Source organism: uncultured Cedecea sp., assembly GCF_947498825.1.
Classification (GTDB): domain Bacteria; phylum Pseudomonadota; class Gammaproteobacteria; order Enterobacterales; family Enterobacteriaceae; genus JGM124.
This window is the reverse complement of record NZ_CANMLV010000001.1, coordinates 180,929-204,381: the sequence shown is the minus strand read 5'-3', so window position 1 is coordinate 204,381 and position 23,453 is coordinate 180,929. Positions and strand designations below refer to the sequence as shown.

The window sequence follows — 23,453 nt, the reverse complement described above, 5'->3', positions numbered from 1 at the left end:
GGAGTAAGGTCCATGGCCGTACAACAGAATAAACCAACCCGTTCCAAACGTGGCATGCGTCGTTCACATGACGCTCTGACCACCGCTACACTGTCCGTAGATAAAGTTTCTGGTGAAACTCATCTGCGTCACCACATCACCGCCGACGGTTACTACCGTGGTCGCAAGGTTATTGCTAAGTAATTTGGCAATATCTTGACACGTCTAACCCTTGCGTTAGATGCGATGGGTGGGGACTTCGGTCCTACCGTGACAGTGCCTGCTGCATTGCAGGCACTGGACTTCGACCCTGCGCTCGAACTTCTCTTGGTCGGACTTCCCGACGAAATAAACCCATTGCTCACAAAAACTGATTTTGAACAGCGTTCACGTATACAAGTGATCCCTGCTGAGTCTGTTATTGCCAGCGATGCAAGGCCCGCACAAGCCATTCGCCAGAGCCGCGGCTCTTCGATGCGGGTAGCCTTGGAATTGGTGAAAGAAGGGCGTGCCAGTGCTTGTGTCAGTGCAGGAAATACCGGTGCACTGATGGGGCTGGCGAAATTATTGCTCAAACCTATTGAAGGTATTGAGCGACCAGCGTTGATGACGTTACTCCCGCATCAGCTGCAGGGTAAAACAGTCGTGCTGGACTTAGGGGCGAATGTTGACTGCAGCAGCACGATGCTGGTTCAGTTTGCCATCATGGGTTCAGTGATGGCAGAAGAGCTGCTGGAAATTGCACAGCCCAGGGTCGCTTTGCTGAATATTGGCGAAGAGGAAACAAAAGGGTTACCCAGCATTCGAGATGCCTCTGCATTATTAAAGAGTATGTCCGCTATCAACTACATTGGTTATCTTGAAGCCAATGAACTATTAGCTGGAAAAACGGACGTATTAGTATGTGATGGTTTTGTCGGTAATGTCACATTAAAAACCATGGAAGGTGTCGTCAGAATGTTTCTCTCTTTGCTTAAATCAGAGAGTGAAGGGAAAAAACGGTCGTGGTGGCTTATTTTATTGAAGCATTGGCTACAAAAACGCCTCTCCAGGCGATTTAGTCACCTCAACCCCGACCAGTATAATGGCGCCTGTCTGTTAGGATTACGCGGCACTGTAATTAAGAGTCACGGTGCGGCCAATCAGCGAGCTTTTACTGTCGCTATTGAACAGGCAGTGCAGGCGGTGCGGCGGCAAGTCCCTGGTAGAATTGCTGCCCGCCTGGAATCTGTATTATCCAAGAGTGACTGAACAGACATGTATACAAAGATTATTGGTACGGGCAGCTTTCTGCCTGAACAGGTACGGACCAACGCTTGTCTGGAAAAGATGGTGGATACCTCTGACGAATGGATAGTCTCGCGGACCGGAATTCGCGAACGTCGTATCGCCGGGCCGGACGAAACAGTGGCAACGATGGGCTATGCCGCGGCGACACGCGCGCTGGAAATGGCAGGTATCGATAAACAAGATATTGGTCTGATTATTGTGGCGACCACGTCTTCAACACATGCTTTTCCAAGTGCGGCTTGCCAAATTCAGGCTATGCTGGAAATTAAAGGCTGTCCGGCGTTTGATGTTGCTGCTGCGTGCGCAGGGTTCACTTATGCGCTCAGTATTGCCGATCAGTATGTCAAATCAGGTGCGGTGAAACACGCCCTGGTGATTGGTTCGGATGTATTAGCCCGAACCTGCGATCCCACCGATCGCAGCACAATTATTATTTTTGGTGATGCTGCCGGTGCAGTCGTCTTGGGACAGTCTCAGGAGCCTGGCATTATCTCAACGCATTTACATGCAGATGGTAGCTATGGTGAGTTACTGACGCTGCCGAATGCCTCACGCATTGATCCTGAAAGTCCGATTTATCTGACTATGGCGGGTAACGAGGTATTTAAAATTGCAGTGACTGAGCTTGCTCATATCGTTGATGAAACGCTGGCTGCAAATAACTTGGGTCACGAGGCGATTGACTGGTTGGTTCCTCATCAAGCAAACCTGCGTATTATCAGCGCGACGGCGAAAAAGCTGGGAATGTCGATGGATAACGTGGTGGTCACTTTAGACCGTCACGGTAATACCTCGGCGGCATCAGTCCCGGCTGCACTGGATGAAGCAGTACGTGACGGCCGAATTAAGGCGGGTCACCTGGTACTGCTCGAAGCCTTCGGCGGTGGTTTTACCTGGGGTTCTGCTCTGGTTCGTTTTTGATTAAAGGAATGTTCACGATGACTCAATTTGCAATGGTATTTCCAGGGCAGGGTTCTCAAACGGTTGGTATGCTGGCATCTCTGGCGGCAGACAATCCGATTATAGAGCAAACTTTCCAGGACGCGTCTGACGCTCTGGGCTATGACTTATGGTCTCTGACCCAGAATGGCCCAGCAGAAGAACTGAATAAAACCTGGCAGACCCAGCCGGCGCTGTTAACCGCGTCCGTGGCATTATGGCGTCTGTGGCAGCAAAAGGGGGGGGCTGTACCGGCTCTGCTGGCAGGACACAGTCTCGGTGAATACTCTGCGCTGGTTTGCGCGGGTGTGATTGATTTTGCTGATGCCGTTCGTCTGGTCGAACTGCGTGGTAAACTGATGCAAGATGCAGTACCGGAAGGTACTGGCGCAATGTACGCTATTATTGGCCTGGATGATGACGCAATTGCCAAGGCTTGCGCTGAATCAGCACAAGGCGAGGTTGTTTCTCCGGTTAACTTTAACTCTCCCGGTCAGGTTGTTATTGCGGGTAATAAAGAAGCGGTTGAGCGTGCGGGAGCTGCCTGCAAAGCCGCAGGGGCCAAGCGTGCGCTGCCATTACCGGTGAGTGTGCCATCACATTGTGCACTGATGAAACCGGCAGCCGATAAACTGGCTGTTGCATTAGACAAAATTGTTTTTAATACGCCAAATATACCGGTTGTAAATAACGTTGACGTAAAATGTGAAACCTCGCCTGAAGCGATTCGTAGCGCGTTAGTTCGTCAGCTTTATAGTCCGGTACAGTGGACTCGGTCGGTGGAATTTATTGCCGCTCAGGGCGCTGAATATTTGCTGGAAGTCGGTCCGGGTAAAGTATTGACAGGATTGACTAAACGCATTGTTGATAGTCTGACGGCGACGGCGATTAATGAGCCAGCATCCTTGTCAGCAGCACTTGAGCAATAACAGAGGAATACCATGAGTTTTGAAGGAAAAATTGCGCTGGTTACGGGTGCAAGTCGCGGTATTGGCCGGGCAATCGCTGAGACACTGGTTGCTCGTGGTGCAAAAGTCATCGGTACTGCAACCAGCGAAAGCGGTGCACAGGCTATCAGCGACTACTTAGGCGCTAATGGTAAAGGCTTTATGCTGAATGTTGTCGATCCGGATTCTATTAACTCGGTGCTGGAAAACATTCGTAAAGAATTTGGTGAAGTTGATATTTTGGTGAATAATGCCGGAATCACTCGTGATAACCTCCTGATGCGTATGAAAGATGATGAGTGGAGCGATATTCTCGAAACTAACTTGTCATCTGTTTTCAGACTGTCAAAAGCGGTACTGCGTGCGATGATGAAAAAACGTCATGGTCGCATTATCACTATCGGTTCTGTGGTCGGTACCATGGGAAATGCAGGTCAGGCCAACTACGCTGCGGCGAAAGCGGGTCTGATCGGCTTCAGTAAATCGCTGGCACGTGAAGTTGCGTCACGCGGTATTACAGTGAATGTCATTGCTCCGGGCTTTATTGAGACGGACATGACGCGTGCGCTATCTGATGAACAGCGTACGGGTATCCTGGCGCAGGTGCCTGCGGGTCGTTTAGGCGACGCAAAGGAAATCGCCAGCGCTGTTGCATTTTTAGCCTCTGACGAGGCCGGGTACATCTCTGGTGAGACCCTGCACGTCAATGGTGGAATGTATATGGTTTAACCATGGTGAAAAATATTTGCGTTATTTGGGCGAATAGCCGCAAAATAACGTAAAATCATGGTGTGATTAGCCTAGATTTAGTTGCATCTTTTTCAGCATTTTATACACTACGAAAACCATCGCGTAAGCGAGTTTTGATAGGAAATTTAAGAGTATGAGCACTATCGAAGAACGTGTTAAGAAAATCATTGGTGAGCAACTGGGCGTTAAGCAGGAAGAAGTTATCAACTCCGCTTCTTTCGTTGAGGACTTGGGCGCTGATTCTCTTGACACCGTTGAGCTGGTAATGGCTCTGGAAGAAGAGTTTGATACTGAGATTCCGGACGAAGAAGCTGAGAAAATCACCACCGTTCAGGCTGCCATTGATTACATCAACGGTCACCAGGCGTAAGTGAGCATCTCCAGGCGGTCATTCGACCGCCTGTGTTTTATCTGAATTGTCCCACAAGTAATTAATCCCTCCCTGGAGGACAAACGTGTCTAAGCGTCGTGTAGTTGTGACCGGACTGGGCATGTTGTCTCCTGTCGGCAATACCGTAGAGTCTACTTGGAAAGCTCTCCTTGCCGGTCAGAGTGGCATCAGCCTGATCGACCATTTTGATACTAGCGCCTATGCAACAAAATTTGCAGGCTTAGTAAAGGATTTTAACTGTGATGACATTATCTCACGCAAAGAACAGCGTAAGATGGATGCCTTCATTCAATACGGAATCGTTGCAGGCTGGCAGGCCATGCAGGATTCTGGCCTGGAAATAACGGAAGAAAATGCCCCCCGTATTGGAGCCGCGATCGGTTCGGGTATTGGTGGTCTTGGTCTTATCGAAGAAAACCACTCAGCGTTAGTTAGCGGTGGTCCGCGTAAGATCAGCCCTTTCTTTGTTCCTTCTACTATTGTCAATATGGTCGCTGGCCATCTGACGATTATGCTTGGGTTGCGTGGTCCTAGCATCTCAATTGCGACTGCTTGTACTTCTGGTGTGCATAACATCGGTCAGGCTGCACGGATTATCGCCTATGGTGATGCGGATGCAATGCTGGCGGGTGGCGCAGAAAAAGCCAGTACACCTTTGGGTGTGGGAGGCTTCGGGGCTGCTCGTGCGCTGTCAACGCGTAACGATAATCCTCAGGCTGCAAGTCGTCCCTGGGACAAAGACCGTGATGGTTTTGTACTGGGTGATGGAGCAGGTGTGGTAGTCCTGGAAGAGTATGAACATGCCAAAAAGCGTGGCGCAAAAATTTATGCTGAAGTTGTCGGTTTTGGCATGAGTAGTGACGCTTATCATATGACTTCGCCGCCAGAAGATGGTGCAGGTGCTGCATTAGCAATGGAAAATGCATTGCGTGATGCGGGTATCGAAGCCGGGAAAGTGGGGTATGTGAACGCGCATGGTACCTCAACAGCCGCAGGCGATAAAGCCGAAGCCCAGGCGGTAAAAACCATATTTGGTGCAGATGCCAGCCGTGTTCTGGTTAGCTCAACCAAGTCAATGACCGGTCACTTGTTAGGTGCGGCTGGCGCGGTGGAGTCCATTTACACTATTCTGGCTTTGCGCGATCAAGCGGTCCCGCCGACAATCAATCTCGATAACCAGGATGTTGGTTTCGATTTAGATTTTGTTCCGCATGAAGCACGCCAGGTCGCAGGCCTTGAGTACACACTGTGTAACTCTTTTGGCTTTGGTGGCACCAACGGCTCTTTGATCTTTAAAAAGATTTAAACCGTATAAATAGTCGGGCCTGTTCACAGGCTCTGCTATCCAGAGCTTCCCTCCTTTACCCCGCCGGTATTATCCCATTCTGTACTGAGGGTTCTTATATGCATCTCATCAATGGCCAGTGGCAAAGCGAAATTAACGCCAGCGACCGTGCAATCCAGTTTGGTGACGGGTGTTTTACGACGGCACGTATCCTCTCAGGAGCGATTTGTCATCAACCCGATCATTTACGTCGCTTGCAGCAAGCATGCGAAGTGCTACTGATAACGAAAGTTGACTGGCAGAAACTTGAACATGAAATGAATATGCTGGCCAGTGAGACACCTGATGGTGTACTCAAGGTGATTATTTCTCGTGGCAGCGGTGGACGGGGATACAGTGCCAGCCACTGTGATAACCCTACGCGTATACTGTCCGTTTTCCCGCGTCCGGCTTTCTATCATCACTGGCGTAAACAGGGTATTAAACTTGCTCTGAGCCCTGTTCGGTTGGGGCAGAACCCAATGCTTGCGGGAATTAAGCACCTTAATCGTCTTGAACAAGTCCTGATTCGAACACACCTTGAGCAGACTGACGCCGAAGAAGCGCTGGTTCTTGACAGTGAGGGATGGCTGGTAGAATGTTGTGCGGCCAATTTATTCTGGCGTAAGGGAGAACAGGTTTTTACCCCTTATGTGGATAAGTCTGGTGTCAATGGTACTATGCGCCAGCGTATTATGAGCTACTTAAAAGGCAGTCGATGGCACTGTGAACAAGTCAGTGAACCGCCGGAAACGCTTGCGGATGCCGATGAAGTGATAATCTGTAATGCTCTGATGCCGATTATTCCGGTCAGACAGGTTGAAAACTGGCATTACCCGATCGGCGCGCTGTATCATTTTTTAGCCCCATTATGTGAGTAATTGATTACCGATGAAAAAATTCTTACTGCTCCTTTTGTTCATCCTGGTTGTGCTGGCTGTCGTTGCCGGCGTAGGTATGATGAAAGTGCGTCAACTGGCTAATAGCCCGATTGATATCCAGCAAGACACCTTTTTCACCCTTAAAGCAGGCACCGGTCGGCTGGCGCTGGGAAATCAACTCTATAAAGAGAAGCTGATTACTCGCCCGCGAGTCTTTCAGTGGTTACTGCGGGTTGAACCTGAACTCGCGCAATTTAAAGCAGGTACCTATCGCCTGTCGCCAGGCATGACCGTCAGCGATATGCTGCAATTACTGGCAAGCGGCAAAGAAGCACAGTTTCCAGTACGTTTTATTGAAGGGATGCGATTAAGTGACTTACTGAAACAATTACGTGCTGCACCTTTTATCCAGCATACCCTTGCCGACGATAATTATGCGACGGTAGCTAAAGCTCTGGGTATTGATGACCCAAACCAAATAGAGGGGTGGTTTTATCCTGATACCTGGATGTATACCGCGGATACCACGGATGTGGCACTACTCAAGCGCGCGCATCAGAAAATGGTAAACACCGTCACTGAGACCTGGAAAGGGCGGGCCAAAGATCTTCCCTACAAAACCGAGAATGAACTGGTGACGATGGCTTCGATTATTGAGAAGGAAACCGCGCTGGCTGAGGAACGGGAAAATGTGGCATCGGTGTTTATGAACCGTTTGCGGGCCGGTATGCGTCTGCAAACCGATCCTACCGTTATCTATGGTCTTGGTGATGCTTATACGGGGCGGTTAACACGTAAACATCTCGATACGCCGACACCTTATAATACTTATGTTATCAGTGGCATGCCCCCTGGTCCGATTGCATTACCAAGCAAAGCTTCGTTACAGGCCGCCGCACATCCAGGGGAGTCACCTTATTACTATTTTGTCGCAGATGGTAAAGGAGGCCACACCTTTAGCACCAATCTGACTAACCATAACAAGGCCGTTCAGGTATATATCAAATCACTCAAGGAAAAAAATGGACAGTAAATTTATTGTTATCGAAGGTCTGGAAGGCGCAGGTAAAACCAATGCACATAATGTGGTGGTGGCAACTTTAAAAGACTTAGGGATCAACTGTCTGACTTTTACCCGTGAACCTGGCGGCACGCCACTGGCAGAGCGTTTACGCGAACTGACCCTGAATAACCGTGGTATCGGTGATGAAAAAGTCACGGATAAAGCAGAATTGCTGATGTTTTATGCCGCGCGTGTCCAGCTGGTTGAAACGGTGATTAAACCAGCGCTTGCCAGCGGACAGTGGGTTATCGGTGACAGGCACGATCTCTCAACCCAGGCTTATCAGGGCGGTGGTCGGGGTATCGATAAGAACTTGTTGATGGCGCTGCGGAACACGGTGCTGGGGGATTTTCATCCTGACCTGACACTGTATCTGGATGTCACACCTGAAGTCGGGCTGGGTCGTGCTCGTGCTCGTGGCGAGCTGGACAGAATAGAGCAAGAATCACTCGATTTCTTTAACCGCACACGGCAGCGCTATCTTGAGCTGGCGCAAGCTGATAGCCATATTCAGGTTATCGATGCGACCGGCTCGCTGGACGAGGTTTCACAGACAATTCGTCAGACCGTGATTGACTGGTATCAGGAGCAAGTCTGATGAAATGGTATCCGTGGTTACGCGCGCCTTTTGAGCAGCTAATCAGCCAGTATCAGGCGGGCCGCGGACACCATGCCTTATTGGTTCATTCTTTACCCTGTATGGGAGACGATGCGCTGATTTATGCTCTTTGTCGCTGGCTAATGTGTCAGCGACCTCTGGGTAATAAGAGCTGTGGCGAATGCCATAGCTGCCAGTTAATGCAGGCGGGAACTCATCCCGATAGCTATGAAATTGGACTGGAGAAAGGCAAGTCAACAATAGGTATTGATGTTATTCGTGAGATAACAGAAAAACTTTACAGCCACTCCCAGCAGGGGGGCAATAAAGTGATCCGTATTGCCCAGGCCGATAAACTTACGGAAGCGGCGGCAAATGCACTGCTAAAAACACTGGAAGAGCCGCCTGTCAAAACCTGGTTCTTTCTCAGTAGCCCGGAACCTGCACATCTTCCCGCGACCTTACGCAGCCGTTGTCTCTGTTGGCACCTTGCGCCACCGCCTGAATCTTTTGCCCGGAGCTGGCTTGCCCGGGAAATTCAACAGACTCCGGACGCATTAACCGCCGCATTACGTTTAAGCGCTGGATCGCCGCCAGCGGCTTTACAGTTGTTGGAACCGGCGTTATGGAAACAACGTGAGAAACTGAGTGACAGTCTGAATATCGCTTGTGACTCTGGCGATATGTTAGCGTTACTGTCCGAATTTAATCATGACGATGCGGTACGCAGTCTGGACTGGCTCTGTGCACTCTTGCTGGATGCGATAAAATATCAGCAAGGCGCGACCGACTGGCTAACGAATAATGACCACTTGCCACTGGTTATAAAACTGACACAGCAAGGTTCACCTGCCTTACTTCATAGCTTGCTACAGACCTGGCTCCAGTGCCGGGGAACATTGCTGAATGTAGTAGGTGTGAATCGTGAACTTATCCTGACAGAAACATTGCTGACATGGGAACGCCTGATGCAACCCGGTTCAATGCTTCCTTCACACCCTATCTAAGAGTAAATATATGTTTTTGGTCGATTCACATTGTCATCTTGATGGTCTTGATTATCAGTCTTTACATAAAAACGTCGATGATGTTCTGAAAAAGGCGGCGGCCCGCGAGGTCAAATTCTGCCTGGCCGTTGCCACCACCCTTGAGGGTTACCAGTCGATGCGTCAGTTAGTCGGCGAGCGTAATGATGTGGCATTCTCGTGCGGCGTACATCCACTTCATCAGGATAAAGCCTATTCCATTGACGCGTTACGAAACCTGGCAGCAGAGCAGGGTGTAGTGGCAATGGGCGAAACAGGGCTGGACTACTTTTATACTCCAGAAACTAAACAGCAGCAGCAGACATCCTTCCGTTACCATATCCAGGTTGGCCGTGAACTGAAGAAACCGGTGATTGTTCATACCCGCGATGCGCGAGCTGACACTTTGGCTATTTTACAAGAAGAGCAAGTCATGGACTGCGGTGGGGTATTGCACTGCTTTACTGAAGACAAAGCGACGGCTGCAGCGTTGTTGGATATGGGATTCTATATTTCGTTCTCCGGGATCCTGACTTTCCGCAATGCTGAAGATTTGCGTGACGTAGCGCGTTATGTGCCACTTGACAGACTACTGATAGAAACGGACTCCCCTTATCTGGCTCCTGTCCCTCATCGCGGCAAAGAGAACCAGCCTGCGATGGTACGTGATATTGCAGAGTATATGGCGGTGCTGAAAGGGGTTTCTCTCGAACAGCTTGCGACAGCTACAACCCGTAACTTCAGTCACTTATTCGGGGTTTCTCTGCCAGAACAATAATATGTTTGATAATTAATTCGACCTTCGTAATAATTGACGAAGAAATCAGGCGCACGCTTCATTTTAAGGAGGTGTGCGCTTTTTTTTGCATCAAAAAGGGTCTGAATAGGTTCTTTTATCGGCATTAGCATTTGACGTTAATGAAAAGTGTGACAGCCATCAAACAATGTTGCTGCTATTTATTTTACCCTTCGTAATAAATGCAGGGGCACACAGATGCCCGGCTTAAAAGGGCTGATTTTTTTGTCCTTAGCCATTTTTATATTAAAAAAGTCCACTCAGGAGCACTCTCAATGATGTTTAAAAATGCATTTGCTAACCTGCAAAAGGTCGGCAAATCGCTAATGCTACCCGTATCCGTGCTACCAATCGCCGGGATACTGTTAGGCATTGGTTCTGCAAACTTTGCCTGGTTACCGCTGGTTGTTTCTCACGTAATGGCGGAGGCGGGCGGCTCAGTGTTTGCCAATATGCCGCTTATCTTTGCTATTGGTGTGGCTTTAGGGTTTACCAATAACGATGGTGTTGCTGCTCTTGCATCTGTTGTTGCCTATGGAATTATGGTCAAAACCATGACTGTGGTTGCGCCATTGGTGATGCATATGTCGGTACAGGATATTGAGTCTAAGCACCTTGCTGATACGGGCGTATTGGGAGGCATTATTGCTGGTTCAATAGCCGCTTATATGTTTAATCGGTTCTATCGCATTAAATTGCCGGAATACTTAGGTTTCTTCGCGGGCAAACGTTTTGTCCCAATTATTTCTGGTCTGGCTGCGATTTTTATGGGCATTGTTTTGTCCTTTATCTGGCCTCCGATCGGTACAATGATTCAGGAGTTCTCTGAGTGGGCGGCTTATCAGAACCCGGTTCTGGCATTTGGTATCTATGGCTTCGTTGAACGCTGCCTGGTGCCGTTTGGTCTGCACCATATCTGGAACGTACCTTTCCAAATGCAAATTGGTGAATATACCAATGCGGCAGGCCAGGTGTTCCACGGTGATATCCCTCGCTATATGGCGGGTGACCCAAAGGCAGGTATGCTGTCTGGTGGTTTCCTGTTTAAAATGTATGGCTTGCCTGCAGCGGCGATCGCTATCTGGCATTCAGCGAAACCAGAGAATCGTGCCAAAGTTGGCGGTATTATGATCTCTGCGGCCCTGACTTCATTCCTGACCGGGATAACAGAGCCGATTGAATTCTCATTTATGTTTGTTGCACCAATCCTGTACTTCATTCATGCGGTACTGGCAGGTCTGGCATTCCCAATTTGTATTCTGCTGGGTATGCGTGATGGCACCTCATTCTCACACGGCTTAATTGACTTTATTATCTTGTCTGGTAACAGCAGCAGATTGTGGTTATTCCCAATTGTTGGTGCAGGCTATGCCGTGGTTTATTACACCGTGTTCCGGGTTCTTATCAGTGCGCTTGATTTGAAAACGCCGGGTCGCGAAGATACCGTTGAAGAGAGCAAATCGACCGTGAACAGTGAAATGGCACCCAATCTTGTGGCCGCGTTTGGTGGTAAAGAGAATATAACCAACCTTGATGCTTGTATTACCCGCCTGCGTGTTAGCGTTGCAGATGTAGCTAAAGTCGATCAGGCCGGACTTAAAAAGCTTGGAGCGGCAGGTGTTGTCGTTGCAGGTTCTGGCGTTCAGGCTATTTTTGGCACCAAATCTGACAACTTAAAAACTGAAATGGATGAATGGATCCGTAACAATTAATCGTTAAGTTGTTTTATCCGGGGAGAAATTTTCTTCCCGGATCGCTTGGATGAGAAGAGAATGATGCGCTTTTCACCCGATTCAAAAATCTTTTTTCACGCTTCCCCTCCTGTATTATGCTTGTTTCTTCGTCATCCATTCTTTAAGTCAGTTAATCCATGCACTTGATAATCAGCATTTTTTGGTGAGAAAATGCCTTATCGGGTAAAGAAAGTGTGGCTGAAGGTTGAGTCAGAACTCTGCCTCGCTCATACTCTTGTTATCGATCTTTTATTTCAGGGACTACCGATGGCCGAAGAAACCATTTTCAGTAAAATTATTCGCGGTGAAATTCCAGCCAATATTCTTTACCAGGATGAACTTGTCACAGCATTTCGAGATATAGCGCCTCAGGCGCCCAGTCATATCCTGATAATACCGAATATCTTGATCCCAACGGCAAATGATGTGAAGGCTGAACATGAGGCCGCCCTGGGACGTCTGTTTACTGTCGCCGCTAAAATAGCTGAACAGGAAGGGATTGCTGAAGACGGTTATCGTTTGATAATGAACTGTAATCGCCATGGTGGCCAAGAGGTTTACCATATTCATATGCATCTGCTGGGTGGCCGTCCGCTGGGCCCTATGCTTGCGACGAAAGCGTAATACGACAATGCACAAGACTTTTGGTCTTTTAATGCTGGTGTTAGCTATCGCAGGATGCAGTTCACGTCCGGCTATACCCGTAAGTGATACTCAAACCCTGGTGATGGAAGGCGCTATTCTGGCGGCCGGCATTCGCGCCAGTAGTCCGACCCTGTCACAAAGGGACGGAACCGCTGTTGCAATCTCCTCGCTGTATAATGAAAAACAGCATCCAGTCCAACTCTACTATCGTTTTTACTGGTATGACGACAAAGGGCTTGAAATTCATCCGGCTGAAAAAGTTCAGATGATAACGCTCGAAGCAGCGTCCGGAAAACAAATTCAGTCCACGCTGTTTAATCCTGATGCCAGTAAAGTGCGTCTTTTTCTCTCGTTAAGGAGTGAATTGTGATCAAGGGGATTTATCGTCACCTGACCGTTTCAGCTTTGGCACTGGTTCTTGCAGGGTGTGTGACTACAGAACAAGCCCCGGCGCCGGTTGAACCCGCTAACCAGGATCCGGTGGCTGTCGAGGCACCACCACTTGTTGTTCCTGTTATTCCGGATCTTAAAACGATTGAACTACCAGAACCGACGATCCCGGCTGTGCCTACAGTACGTACCTATGCCTGGAGTAGCGCTATTAGCCCTCTGGTTAATCAAATATTGCAGGCCGATGGTGTGACGCCGGGCAGCGTATTACTGGTCGACCAGGTTAATAACCGGACCAATGGTAGCCTGCAAACGGGCAGTGCGACACAAGCCTTAGTTGATGCGATGGCGAATAATCGTACCTTTATCTTGGTTTCGACCCAGCAGCTTGCGCTTGCGAAGCAGCAATTGGGCTTATCACCACAAGACAGCCTCGGTAGCCGCAGTAAAGCCATTGGGATCGCACGTAAGGTGGGCGCGAAATATGTGCTGTATAGCAATGCCAGTGGTAATGTGAATGCTCCGACGTTAAAAATGCAACTCATGCTGGTACAAACTGGCGAGATAATCTGGTCAGGTAACAGTGCTGTTTCGCAAACCAACTGATACCTCTCTTGAGAGCGTAATTGCACGATATTTACCGGTGGCTGATGCCACCGGTTGTTTTTCTGCCCTCGGGGGACTGAGTGGTACCAGTTTTTGTGTGAAAACGGATCGGGGGAGGTTTAATGCCCGAAGGTTGCCCGAACAACGGCTACCGGGATTGTCCTTACATCGTTATCACAAAGTACTGAAACAACTGCCCCCCGGAATGGCTCCACAGCCTTATGTCCTGGCGGAAGGCTGGCTATTGAGCCACTGGCTGGAAGGCGAACCCTGGTCAGGGCCATTGCCGGCAAGCGAACTTGCCCGTCTCTTGCATCTTTTACACCGACAACCTCTTTTCGGCTGGCGGGTCAGAGTTGCGCCGTTACTGAGCTATTACTGGCAGCAAAGCTCGCCTGCGCGACGTACGGCCTACTGGCTGGCGACCTTAAAGTATTTACTGGCGATGAAAGAGCCGCGACCCTTGAGACTTGCGCCATTACACATGGATGTCCATGCTGGCAATCTTATCCGGCAGACGCAGGGATTGGGGCTGATTGACTGGGAATATGCGGGTGATGGTGATATTGGACTCGAATTGGCGACGGCTCTTGACTGTAACACCTTTGCTGACGATGATTTTTTATCCCATTATGCTCGTCTTGCCCATTTGGATCTGACTGAGTTATATCACCAGATAGCGCGCTGGCAACCCTGGGTAAAACTACTTGTTGCTTCATGGTATGAATGCCGCTGGCAACAAACGAATCAACCACAGTTTGCCGCCCTGGCCGACAAGGCGTGGCAAGAGATGAAATATCAGGAGAAAATATGGGTCCGGTAATGTTGGACGTGGCGGGTTTTGAACTGACCGCTGAAGAGCGCGAAATTCTGGATTGTCCGCTGGTTGGCGGGCTTATCCTCTTCACCAGAAACTACCATGACCCGGCACAGCTGCGAGAGTTAGTGCGTCAAATCCGCGCTGCCTCACGGAATCATTTGGTCGTTGCTGTTGATCAGGAAGGCGGGCGGGTACAGCGTTTTCGTGAAGGTTTTACCCGTTTGCCCGCAGCACAGTCATTTGCAGCTTTGCTAGGGGTGGAGGCCGGAGCGAAACTGGCGCAAGAAGCAGGCTGGCTAATGGCTAGCGAGATGATAGCGATGGATATCGATATCAGTTTTGCTCCTGTGCTGGATATTGGCCACGTAAGTGCTGCTATCGGTGAACGATCCTGGCATGCTGAACCGAAAAAGGCGTTACAGGTTGCGAGTGGATTTATTGACGGGATGCATGCTGCGGGAATGAAAACGACCGGTAAGCATTTTCCCGGACATGGTGCAGTCAGTGCTGACTCGCATAAAGAAACACCGCATGACTCTCGTCCGGAAGCGGAAATTCGCCAGCATGATATGCGTATTTTTGCCTCGCTCATCCGCGACAATAAGCTCGATGCTATTATGCCAGCACACGTGATTTATCAACAGGTTGATGACAAACCGGCCAGCGGTTCAGCACACTGGCTAAAAACCGTGCTACGCGGTGAGCTAGGCTTTAACGGTGTGATTTTCTCGGATGATTTGTCGATGGAAGGTGCCGCTGTCATGGGCAGTTATGCTGAACGGGCTCAGGTATCACTGGACGCAGGTTGCGATATGGTACTGGTCTGTAATAATCCTAAAGGAGCAATAAGTGTGTTGGATAACCTGTCACCGGTCAAAGTTGAGCGTCTGACAAATTTGTATCATAGAGGGACATTTACGCGTCAGGAATTACAGTCATCGGCGCGCTGGAAACAGGTAAACCAGCAACTGGAAGCACTGTATGAACAATGGCTTGCTAAGAAAGCAAATGCCTGATTTTTCTGACAATTCGGTCTGTCATTATACGATGGGGATGCAATGATTATCTATTTACACGGTTTTGACTCCAGCAGTCCCGGTAACCATGAAAAAGTACTGCAACTTCAATTTATTGATCCCGATGTACGGCTTATCAGCTATAGCACGCGGCATCCCAAGCACGATATGCAGCATTTGCTGAAAGAAGTCCATAAAATGCAGCAACTCACGGATGATGAACGGCCACTCATTTGTGGAGTAGGACTTGGCGGATTTTGGGCTGAGCGTATTGGTTTTCTCTGTGATATGCGTCAGGTGATGTTTAACCCTAACCTTTATCCCCATGAAAATATGGAAGGCAAGATTGACAGGCCGGAAGAGTATGCCGATATTGCCACCAAGTGCGTCAGCAATTTTCGTGAGAAAAATCGCGATCGCTGTCTGGTGATTCTATCCCGTAAAGATGAGTTACTGGATAACTCGCGTGCAGCGCAAGCCTTAGATCCCTACTATGAAATCATCTGGGATGAGGAACAGGGGCACAAATTTAAAAATATTTCTCCACACTTACAACGTATTAAGGCATTTAAAACCCTGGGCTAATCGCTCACGTTTTATTGCCAGTCCTCTTTTGGTGATGCTAAAAAGCTCGCATTTTTATGCGAGTTTTTTTGTTTCAGATGCTAAAAAAATTGATAAATATCAATTTTGGTGTGAGCATTTTGTCCTTCGTGTTATTCTTCTTATCGCAGTAAATCATACTGTCTAAACCATTGTTAATTAAGGGTTATTGCGATAACTTTTAATTAACATTTGGTTAATATTTTGGGGGTCCAAGTGACTACATCGTTGAAAAAAATAGTGATTGTTGGTGGCGGGGCAGGAGGCCTTGAGTTAGCAACACAATTAGGGAAAAAACTGGGTCGTCGTAATAAAGCAGAAATCACTTTGGTTGACCGTAACCACAGTCATCTCTGGAAACCGCTGCTGCATGAAGTGGCTACCGGCTCACTGGACGAAGGTGTCGATGCAATCAGTTATCTGGCTCATGCGCGTAATAATCACTTCCATTTCCAGTTAGGATCGGTAACCAATCTTGACCGCGAGGCCAAAACACTGACAATTGATAAGCTGTGTGATGAGAAGGGCGATCTGCTGGTTGGCGAACGTCAGATACCTTATGATACGCTGGTCATGGCACTGGGCAGTACGTCTAACGATTTTAATACCCCTGGCGTGAAAGAAAACTGCATTTTCCTCGACAACCCTCATCAGGCGCGCCGATTCCATACTGAAATGCTGAATCTGTTCCTGAAATATTCTGCGCAGGGTGATGCTAACGAGATGGTTAACATTGCTATCGTTGGCGGAGGGGCCACGGGTGTTGAATTATCAGCGGAGCTGCATAACGCGGTGAAGCAACTGCATAGCTACGGTTATAAAGGCCTGACCCGTGATGCGTTAAATGTGACGCTGGTAGAGGCGGGAGAGCGTATTCTGCCTGCATTACCGCCACGTATTTCCGCGGCCGCGCATAGTGAGTTAACCAAACTTGGTGTTAAAGTGCTGACACAAACGATGGTAACCAGCGCACAGGCTGATGGCTTGAACACCAAAGACGGTCAGTTTATTCACGCAGATTTGATGGTCTGGGCGGCAGGTATTAAAGCGCCTGATTTTATGAAAGATTTAGCAGGCCTGGAAACCAACCGCATTAACCAGCTGGTGGTTGAACCTACCCTGCAGACGACCCGCGATCCAAGTATTTACGCGATTGGTGACTGTGCTTCTTGTGCGCGTCCGGAAGGTGGATTTGTTCCTCCGCGGGCACAGGCTGCACATCAGATGGCTTCCCGTGCTTTGAGCAATATTATTGCCGAAACGAAAGGTCAGCCGCTGAAGCCTTATGTGTATAAAGATCACGGTTCACTGGTATCGCTGTCACGTTTTTCAACCGTAGGAAGCCTGATGGGTAACCTGATGCGCGGCTCTATGATGGTGGAAGGACGTATTGCGCGCGTGGTGTATATCTCGCTGTACCGTATGCATCAAATTGCACTACACGGCTATTTGAAGACGGGATTGATGATGGTGGTGGGGAGTATCAACCGCGTGATTCGTCCGCGCCTTAAGCTGCACTAATCTCCGCCTTTTCAAGATATTGCCCGGCAATCGCCGGGCAAACTGTTTTAGAACTGTACTGAGTAGTTCACCCCAAAAGTACGACCCCGACCTTTGTAGTCATACAAAGAGGCCGGACCATATCCCGGGCTGTAGTGCAGAGGGGCACGCTGACCCCAGACCGTGGAGTATTCGCGGTCTAACAGATTCTCAACGCTGAAACTCAGTTTACCGACAGGTAACTGATAACTTCCCAGTAAATCAAAGGTGCTATAACCGCTGATATTCTGCCCGCTGGCGTCGTTTAAGCCAAACGACGTGGTGCTTTGCAGACGCAGTACCCACACATCCGGAGCCCAGCTAACATAGGCTGTCGCTTTTGACGGACTGGCGGTTTTTACATCTGCTTTCTTCCACTGACCATTGGTTTTTGCCTCGGTTTTCAGCAGGTTTAAATTGGCACCGGTACTCCAGTCGCTGTCGGCGATAAAGTAGTCAACCGAGCCTTCTACGCCATAGACACGACGTTTATCATCAACCACACTGATAGTCAGATCGGAATTACTGATGATATTTTTATCAGAGAGGGAGTAGTAACCTGCAACCTGGGTACGCAGATTGTCGCCGGTGTAACGCCAGCCGAGCTCATAGGAGTCAACCTTGATACCCTGCAGTTTACTGTCGCTGACATTGACACTGTTAGTCAGCGGAAGATGGCCATTCACGGCAGCGCCATAGGCTCCACGACCGTAATACTTACCAGGATCAGGCAGTTCAACCCCCTGTGAGAAGTTGAGCCAGGTTTGCTGACGTTCAGTCAGATGTACCAGGACACCGGCGTTAAATAACAGGTTGTCATAGTCGGTTGAACCGCCCGGAATGGCATCGGCGGAGGTGGCTTTGCCAGCTGCAATCGCCTGTTGCTGGCTGTAACCGATAAAATCGTCTACCTGGTTCTCGGTATACTGATAACGCACTCCACCACTGAAGGTAAAGATGTCGTTAAAGTCATAGCTTGACTGCAAGAAGGCTGCAACATTAGTAATATCATAGCCGGGATAGCGGCCTGTTTTATAGATCTGCTGATTATCCAGCCCACCTGAAGCGTTTGCTTTCGCCAAATCAAAGAACATTTGGTTAGAGGTAAAACGTTCATGATCGGCGTCTAACCCATAAGTGAGCTGCAGATTGTCCAGTACTTGGCTGTTTAGCGTCAATTTCGCGCCGTACTGAGCGGTATCTTGCTGGGATGATGACAGGGCCGTCACTTGTTTACTGCCGTTCAATGACGGGAAGGGATAGAAGGTCTGGGACTCATCCCGATAATAAATCTGGCTGACCAGTTCCTGACCAAGGAACTGATTATGGGAATATTGCAGGCTGATCAGATGACGTTCCGTCCCCGGGATACGGTCAGAGTTCAGGCCCTTGCTGACATAGGGCTTAGTGGTACCCGTAATGGCAGAGAAATCTTTGCCAAGATAGAGACCATAATCATCATCCCCCTTACTCTTATAGTACTGGGTTAACACCTGTAATTGCTGGTGTTCATCAATATGTAAGGTTCCGGCACCCATCACATCAAGTCGGTCCGAGTGCTGCAAGCCGGTCTGGGTATTATCCATCAGGGCTTGTTTGCCGCTACCGTCATACCAGGCGCCGAACTGCTGATAGGCGACCGACATACGTCCGGAAATTTTCTCATTGCCCCCTGATATCGCGGCAGCAACACGCTCATCATGATCTTTGCTGCTCTTAAAACCGCTCTTCAGGCCGGTTTCAAATTCGAGCTGACTTTCAGGCTGGCCTTTTTTGGTCACAATATTAATCAAGCCGCCAGTACTGCCGCCGCCGTAGAGCGAGGTCGCACCTGAGATGACTTCGATATAATTAATATTAAAAGCATCGATAGAATCTAACTGACGACCATCGGTGCGCGAAGAATTCAGACGTACACCATCAATCAAAATAACGACCGGACGACCGCGCAGATTCATACTGGTATTCGTCCGGCTTTGGCTACTGACATCCAGGCCTGGGATCAGCTGGGCTAAAGCGTCTTTAAACTCTTTACCACCTTCGATTTGCTGTTGCAGTTCAGCATTTTCAATCACCCAGGTGGTCTGTGCCATTTCGGCAACCGTACGATTATTACGGCTCGCAGAAACAACCATATCTTCTTCATGAGTCTGCTGTGCGAAACCGGGGGCTGTGATGGCGAGAAGCAGGGGACTGAGTACCCACTTGGTTTTTTTGTTACTCGTCATTATTTTTCCTTCAGAGGCACTGAATCTTTATCAGTGTCAAAACACGACATTTATTCATTTAAAGATGCCACAGCAAACGTAATGGCCGGATGTATTACATTCTGTAGCGCTAACATCACAAAAATTCATAATTTGTGATAACGTGAATCTTGACGATAATTCTTATCATTATCAATAATGATTGTTAAAATAACCAAAAATAAGTTAACAAAAATGCCCTGTTATCCAGAGGTCTGGTAAACCTTGGCGGATTTTATTTAGCCTGTTTCGGATTTTTAAAGGGCAAGCGGTGATCTGGTAAGCACTGATGTAGTTGAGAAATGACTATTTTGCTTTAAAAACAAAAGGTAAGAGAATTTATGGCTGGAGTTCAGGGCTATCGCCTGTTTAATGTTCAACTGGCGCGTAAGTCAGCTATTTCCCCTTCACTGTTGAGCCTGATCTTTACAGGAAAAGATGTTGGTTACATGAAATGTGATTCACCCGATCAGCGGATCAAGCTACTGCTACCTTCACTGGATGGTACACCGTCAGCCTTGCTAAATGATGGCAAGTGGTACGATCTGCTGCAATCGATGGACAAAGAGAAGCGCCCCATTTTGCGCACCTATACCTTACGTCATGTCGACCGTGAAAAAGAAGAGTTTACCGTAGAGTTTGTCAGTCATGGTGCAGAAGGCCCGGCCTCGGCTTTTGCGATTAATGCAGAACCTGGTGCAAGGTTACAGATAGTGGCACCGAACGCTGAGTACCCTGAAGACAGCGGTGGCTATGAGTGGACGCCGCCGGTGGGTTTACGGCATGGTTTGATTATTGCCGATGAAACGGCATTACCCGCGGCACGTGGTATTCTGGAATTGCTGGCGAAGCTACCTGAACCGCCCAGGATCCAGGCTTTCCTTGAAGTACCAGAGGCAGGGGACTGCATTGATTTAACCGGCTTCAGCTTCGCAGAGATCCATTGGTTACCCCGTGCGCCAGTCAATGCCCGTTATGGCGAGTGTCTGGTGAAGGCAGTCAAGGACAGGGTCTGGCTTCCGGAAGGATTTCGGCACAACGTCATTCAGGAAGAAGCAGAAGGTGAGCTTTTGTGGGATAAAGCCACTTCAGATAACCGAGAATTTTATGGTTGGGTCGCTGGGGAGTCCACTACAGTAAAATTGTTGCGCCGTTACTTAATTGGTGAACGAGGGGTGAACCAGGACGCAGTTAACTTTATGGCTTACTGGGCAAAAGCACGTATTCGTAACTAGACAAAAATAGCCGTGGACGTTGCAAACAGAATGCAAAATCCGCGGCTGTATTCCACGCACCTGGCCGGTATTTTTCTGACAATAACCTGCCGACTACTCGGTTTTAATCAGTCCGGGTAATAATCTGATAGTCGTAGCTACCAGACTTAACAGTTCTTCACCACTCGCACCATCCCGCGCTGAAACTGACATACCGCGAATAATACAACTTAAGTATTTAGCTACGTGGCTGACATCGCAGTGTTCAGGCAGTTCGCCTTGTTGTTGCCGCTCACGTAAGAAACGTGCCAGCGCCTCATCTTGCAGAATATGCCGTGCTTTAATGATGTTGGCTATCTCTTGTGAAGAGGCGCCCAGACCGGAAGAAGTGGAGACAATAAAGCAGCCTGATGGTGTATCTTCCGCAGTAAAACATTTGGCTATTCTTGTCAGAAAGACTTCCAGTACTTCAGTGACAGACCCCGTTTCACCAAATAAACAGGTTTCATACTGGCGGGTAAAACGGGTGATGTAGTGCTCAAGTACGGCACGAAATAATCCCTCTTTATTGGTAAATTCTGCATAAAGAGTCGGTGCTTTTGCCCCAGTAGCGGCAACCAAGTCTGACAGCGATGTGCCTTCATATCCATGCTGCCAGAAGAGTGTCATGGCTTTTTCCAGCGCATCTTCCCGGTCAAATGTTTTAGGCCGTCCACGGCTTTTTTTACTGCCACTGATTGTGGTTTCCATCATGCCGTTTCCTCTGTCAAAACTATTAATGAATAATCATTATAAAAATAATAGTTCAGAGTATCCAGTGCCTTTTTATGCAAGATAAGAATGAGATATGACAGAAGAATGGCACATATTAACAAATTGATTAACGATCGATAATAAAATATTGACATGTGATCTGAATCACTATTATGATTAACCTATCAATCGTTAATTTAATCGATTCAAGAAATATATCCTCTACTGAAAGGCAACTGTCATGAAAAAATCATCTGCACTTTTTGCAACCGTCCTTCTGTCCTCACTCTCTTTTGCAAGTGTTGCGGCGGTTCAGGTTTCTGAAGCACCACAGAATCAACAGCAAATTGGCATTATAGGTGCAACAACGCTGAGTGATTTAGGTTCTTTAGAAGAGAAACTGGGTGAGAAAGCAGACAGATTGGGGGGAACCTCATTCCGGATCACTTCAGCAGTGGGTAACCATCTTCTGCACGGTACTGCGGTTGTTTATCAGTAGTTTTTGTTTATCAGTCAATCTTGTTATTCATTATTACTCTCCTCTTTGTTGTTATTCGCTAGATTCTTTGCCATGAGCATTTCTCCTCCTGTTGTCTCTTTCGACTGCAGGAGGTTTTTTTATATACCCGCTGGTATTAGCGTAATGTGACATGATTCATCATGATGATGTCCGATGTTAACGCGTATCCATCTGACAGTAAGAGCAGGCAGGTACCAGAAACTCAAGTCCTTCAAAGCGTGCACCAGATCAAGCCAGGCAGCACGCATTGAGGGGGTGACTAAGACGGGATTAGATATTTTCCACTGTCGGGAGATGGGTTTTAACCTCTACAGGCATACCTGAACGATGCTCCATCGCTTTATCCATCACTCCGGCATCAGTTTCTTGCGAATTACGGAACTGTGTTGCTTTACCGTTTAACTGGATAGGGAGCAATTGTGGATCATCGTCAATTGACTCTGACAGTGGCTGGTGAACTTCAACCAGGCGATTTCCATTAGGTTCAATCGAGGTTTTGATTGGCTCATTAATAATCCGTACAGATGTACCGACAGGTACGCTTTCGAATAACTCTTTAATATCGCCATCACGCAGACGAATACAGCCGGAACTGACACGCATACCGATGCCGAAATCGGCATTGGTTCCATGGATCAGATAAACACCACCATAGGCAGCCAGACGAATAGCATGATGCCCCATAGGGTTATCATCACCAGCCGGAACAACAGCCGGTAATTTGATGCCTTGGGCAAGATAACGGGCGCGGATATTTGCGGTTGGAGTCCAGGTTGGATTGGCTCGTTTACCAGAGATTTTCGTGACCATGGTCGGTGTCAGAGTATCTCCGCCTAACTGGCCAATACCGATAGGATAAACGGTGACTTTATTCTGTCCGGCAGGGAAATAGTATAACCGAAGTTCCGCCAGGTTAAGCACAATGCCTTCACGGGGTACATCAGGCAGCAGCATTTCCGTTGGAATAGTCAGTACATTACCGGCACGTGGTACATAGGGATCAACCCCCGGATTGGCTTGTAACAGGGCCAGAAAACCGACATTGTACTTTTTAGCAATGGCTTCCAGCGAACCACCGTCATCCTCAACAACATGATACTGGTTTTTACCAATCAGCTTGCTGTTTGCGGCAGGCAGCGAATAGTCTTGCGCAAAAGTCGGCATAACGATGCTGGTGGCACCGATCAGTACAGTAAGTACAGCGAGTTTTCTGGTGTATGGAAACAATCGTGATAAAGACATAGTGGCTACCTTGATTTACCTGTCATCGTTCAAATTACCTTGAAAGTCACTCGAATGATTCTGGATATTATAGTAAACGCTAAAACGTCGATTATCGGCCATGCTGGCGTCTTAAAGACCTGGTGAAATGAAAAGAATGTGTA

General features: G+C 48.4%; 25 protein-coding genes. 22 read left to right on the top strand and 3 right to left on the bottom strand.

Annotated elements, in window-relative coordinates; translation table 11 throughout:
- Positions 1–12: 12 nt before the first annotated feature.
- From rpmF to Q1A40_RS00885, 20 genes are all read left to right on the top strand, one after another.
- Complete coding sequence (gene rpmF, locus Q1A40_RS00980) at positions 13–183, top strand: 50S ribosomal protein L32 (protein WP_073980962.1); 171 nt, start codon at positions 13–15, stop codon at positions 181–183.
- A gap of 12 nt (positions 184–195) precedes the next feature.
- Positions 196–1,230, top strand: a complete 1,035-nt coding sequence (gene plsX / locus Q1A40_RS00975) for a phosphate acyltransferase PlsX (protein ID WP_299996603.1) — start codon at positions 196–198, stop codon at positions 1,228–1,230.
- Between the two features lie 6 nt (positions 1,231–1,236).
- Complete coding sequence (locus tag Q1A40_RS00970; RefSeq protein WP_299996600.1) at positions 1,237–2,190, top strand: beta-ketoacyl-ACP synthase III; 954 nt, start codon at positions 1,237–1,239, stop codon at positions 2,188–2,190.
- A 17-nt stretch (positions 2,191–2,207) separates the two neighbouring features.
- Entirely contained in the window at positions 2,208–3,137 is a 930-nt protein-coding gene (gene fabD, locus Q1A40_RS00965) for an ACP S-malonyltransferase (RefSeq protein WP_299996597.1), read from the top strand.
- A gap of 12 nt (positions 3,138–3,149) precedes the next feature.
- On the top strand, positions 3,150–3,884 hold the full coding sequence (fabG, locus tag Q1A40_RS00960) for a 3-oxoacyl-ACP reductase FabG (protein ID WP_299996594.1): 735 nt from the start codon (positions 3,150–3,152) through the stop codon (positions 3,882–3,884).
- Positions 3,885–4,038: 154 nt separating this feature from the next.
- Positions 4,039–4,275, top strand: coding sequence for an acyl carrier protein (gene acpP, locus Q1A40_RS00955; protein WP_034456161.1), 237 nt, complete (start codon positions 4,039–4,041; stop codon positions 4,273–4,275).
- Between the two features lie 85 nt (positions 4,276–4,360).
- Positions 4,361–5,602: a beta-ketoacyl-ACP synthase II gene (gene fabF / locus Q1A40_RS00950; protein ID WP_299996578.1), complete on the top strand. Its 1,242-nt coding sequence runs from the start codon at positions 4,361–4,363 to the stop codon at positions 5,600–5,602.
- Between the two features lie 98 nt (positions 5,603–5,700).
- Positions 5,701–6,501, top strand: coding sequence for an aminodeoxychorismate lyase (gene pabC, locus Q1A40_RS00945; protein ID WP_299996575.1), 801 nt, complete (start codon positions 5,701–5,703; stop codon positions 6,499–6,501).
- 10 nt (positions 6,502–6,511) lie between these two features.
- Positions 6,512–7,534 (top strand): cell division protein YceG, encoded by a 1,023-nt coding sequence (gene yceG / locus Q1A40_RS00940; RefSeq protein WP_299996572.1) that lies wholly within the window; start codon positions 6,512–6,514, stop codon positions 7,532–7,534.
- Complete coding sequence (gene tmk / locus Q1A40_RS00935; protein ID WP_299996570.1) at positions 7,524–8,162, top strand: dTMP kinase; 639 nt, start codon at positions 7,524–7,526, stop codon at positions 8,160–8,162. Before yceG ends, tmk begins: the two co-directional genes overlap by 11 nt.
- Positions 8,162–9,169 (top strand): DNA polymerase III subunit delta', encoded by a 1,008-nt coding sequence (holB, locus tag Q1A40_RS00930; protein WP_299996568.1) that lies wholly within the window; start codon positions 8,162–8,164, stop codon positions 9,167–9,169. The genes tmk and holB overlap by 1 nt, the downstream gene beginning before the upstream one ends.
- Positions 9,170–9,179: 10 nt before the next feature.
- On the top strand, positions 9,180–9,965 hold the full coding sequence (locus Q1A40_RS00925) for a metal-dependent hydrolase (protein WP_299996566.1): 786 nt from the start codon (positions 9,180–9,182) through the stop codon (positions 9,963–9,965).
- 296 nt (positions 9,966–10,261) lie between these two features.
- Entirely contained in the window at positions 10,262–11,695 is a 1,434-nt protein-coding gene (gene ptsG / locus Q1A40_RS00920; RefSeq protein ID WP_299997821.1) for a PTS glucose transporter subunit IIBC, read from the top strand.
- A 288-nt stretch (positions 11,696–11,983) separates the two neighbouring features.
- Positions 11,984–12,340: a purine nucleoside phosphoramidase gene (hinT, locus tag Q1A40_RS00915; protein WP_299997818.1), complete on the top strand. Its 357-nt coding sequence runs from the start codon at positions 11,984–11,986 to the stop codon at positions 12,338–12,340.
- Positions 12,341–12,347: 7 nt separating this feature from the next.
- Positions 12,348–12,731, top strand: coding sequence for a DUF1425 domain-containing protein (locus Q1A40_RS00910; protein WP_299996564.1), 384 nt, complete (start codon positions 12,348–12,350; stop codon positions 12,729–12,731).
- Positions 12,728–13,357: a penicillin-binding protein activator LpoB gene (lpoB, locus tag Q1A40_RS00905; protein WP_299996562.1), complete on the top strand. Its 630-nt coding sequence runs from the start codon at positions 12,728–12,730 to the stop codon at positions 13,355–13,357. The genes Q1A40_RS00910 and lpoB overlap by 4 nt, the downstream gene beginning before the upstream one ends.
- Complete coding sequence (gene thiK, locus Q1A40_RS00900; RefSeq protein ID WP_299996560.1) at positions 13,335–14,180, top strand: thiamine kinase; 846 nt, start codon at positions 13,335–13,337, stop codon at positions 14,178–14,180. The genes lpoB and thiK overlap by 23 nt, the downstream gene beginning before the upstream one ends.
- On the top strand, positions 14,168–15,193 hold the full coding sequence (nagZ, locus tag Q1A40_RS00895) for a beta-N-acetylhexosaminidase (protein ID WP_299996558.1): 1,026 nt from the start codon (positions 14,168–14,170) through the stop codon (positions 15,191–15,193). Before thiK ends, nagZ begins: the two co-directional genes overlap by 13 nt.
- Before the next feature lie 42 nt (positions 15,194–15,235).
- The gene (gene ycfP / locus Q1A40_RS00890) at positions 15,236–15,778 is read left to right on the top strand and encodes an alpha/beta hydrolase YcfP (protein WP_299996556.1); all 543 of its coding nucleotides are present in this window, start codon (positions 15,236–15,238) and stop codon (positions 15,776–15,778) included.
- Between the two features lie 234 nt (positions 15,779–16,012).
- On the top strand, positions 16,013–17,317 hold the full coding sequence (locus Q1A40_RS00885; protein ID WP_299996554.1) for an NAD(P)/FAD-dependent oxidoreductase: 1,305 nt from the start codon (positions 16,013–16,015) through the stop codon (positions 17,315–17,317).
- Between the two features lie 47 nt (positions 17,318–17,364).
- Here the strand turns inward: Q1A40_RS00885 and Q1A40_RS00880 are convergent, their stop codons facing one another.
- Complete coding sequence (locus Q1A40_RS00880) at positions 17,365–19,563, bottom strand: TonB-dependent siderophore receptor (protein WP_299996552.1); 2,199 nt, start codon at positions 19,561–19,563, stop codon at positions 17,365–17,367.
- Between the two features lie 359 nt (positions 19,564–19,922).
- Between Q1A40_RS00880 and Q1A40_RS00875 the strand changes: the two genes are divergently transcribed.
- The gene (locus Q1A40_RS00875; RefSeq protein WP_299996550.1) at positions 19,923–20,816 is read left to right on the top strand and encodes a siderophore-interacting protein; all 894 of its coding nucleotides are present in this window, start codon (positions 19,923–19,925) and stop codon (positions 20,814–20,816) included.
- A 93-nt stretch (positions 20,817–20,909) separates the two neighbouring features.
- On the opposite strand, the gene Q1A40_RS00870 is transcribed toward Q1A40_RS00875, so the two are convergent.
- The gene (locus Q1A40_RS00870; RefSeq protein WP_299997815.1) at positions 20,910–21,545 is read right to left on the bottom strand and encodes a TetR/AcrR family transcriptional regulator; all 636 of its coding nucleotides are present in this window, start codon (positions 21,543–21,545) and stop codon (positions 20,910–20,912) included.
- A 244-nt stretch (positions 21,546–21,789) separates the two neighbouring features.
- Between Q1A40_RS00870 and Q1A40_RS00865 the strand changes: the two genes are divergently transcribed.
- On the top strand, positions 21,790–22,047 hold the full coding sequence (locus tag Q1A40_RS00865; RefSeq protein ID WP_299996548.1) for a YdgH/BhsA/McbA-like domain containing protein: 258 nt from the start codon (positions 21,790–21,792) through the stop codon (positions 22,045–22,047).
- 291 nt (positions 22,048–22,338) lie between these two features.
- Here the strand turns inward: Q1A40_RS00865 and Q1A40_RS00860 are convergent, their stop codons facing one another.
- Positions 22,339–23,310: a L,D-transpeptidase family protein gene (locus Q1A40_RS00860; RefSeq protein WP_299996546.1), complete on the bottom strand. Its 972-nt coding sequence runs from the start codon at positions 23,308–23,310 to the stop codon at positions 22,339–22,341.
- Positions 23,311–23,453: the final 143 nt, after the last annotated feature.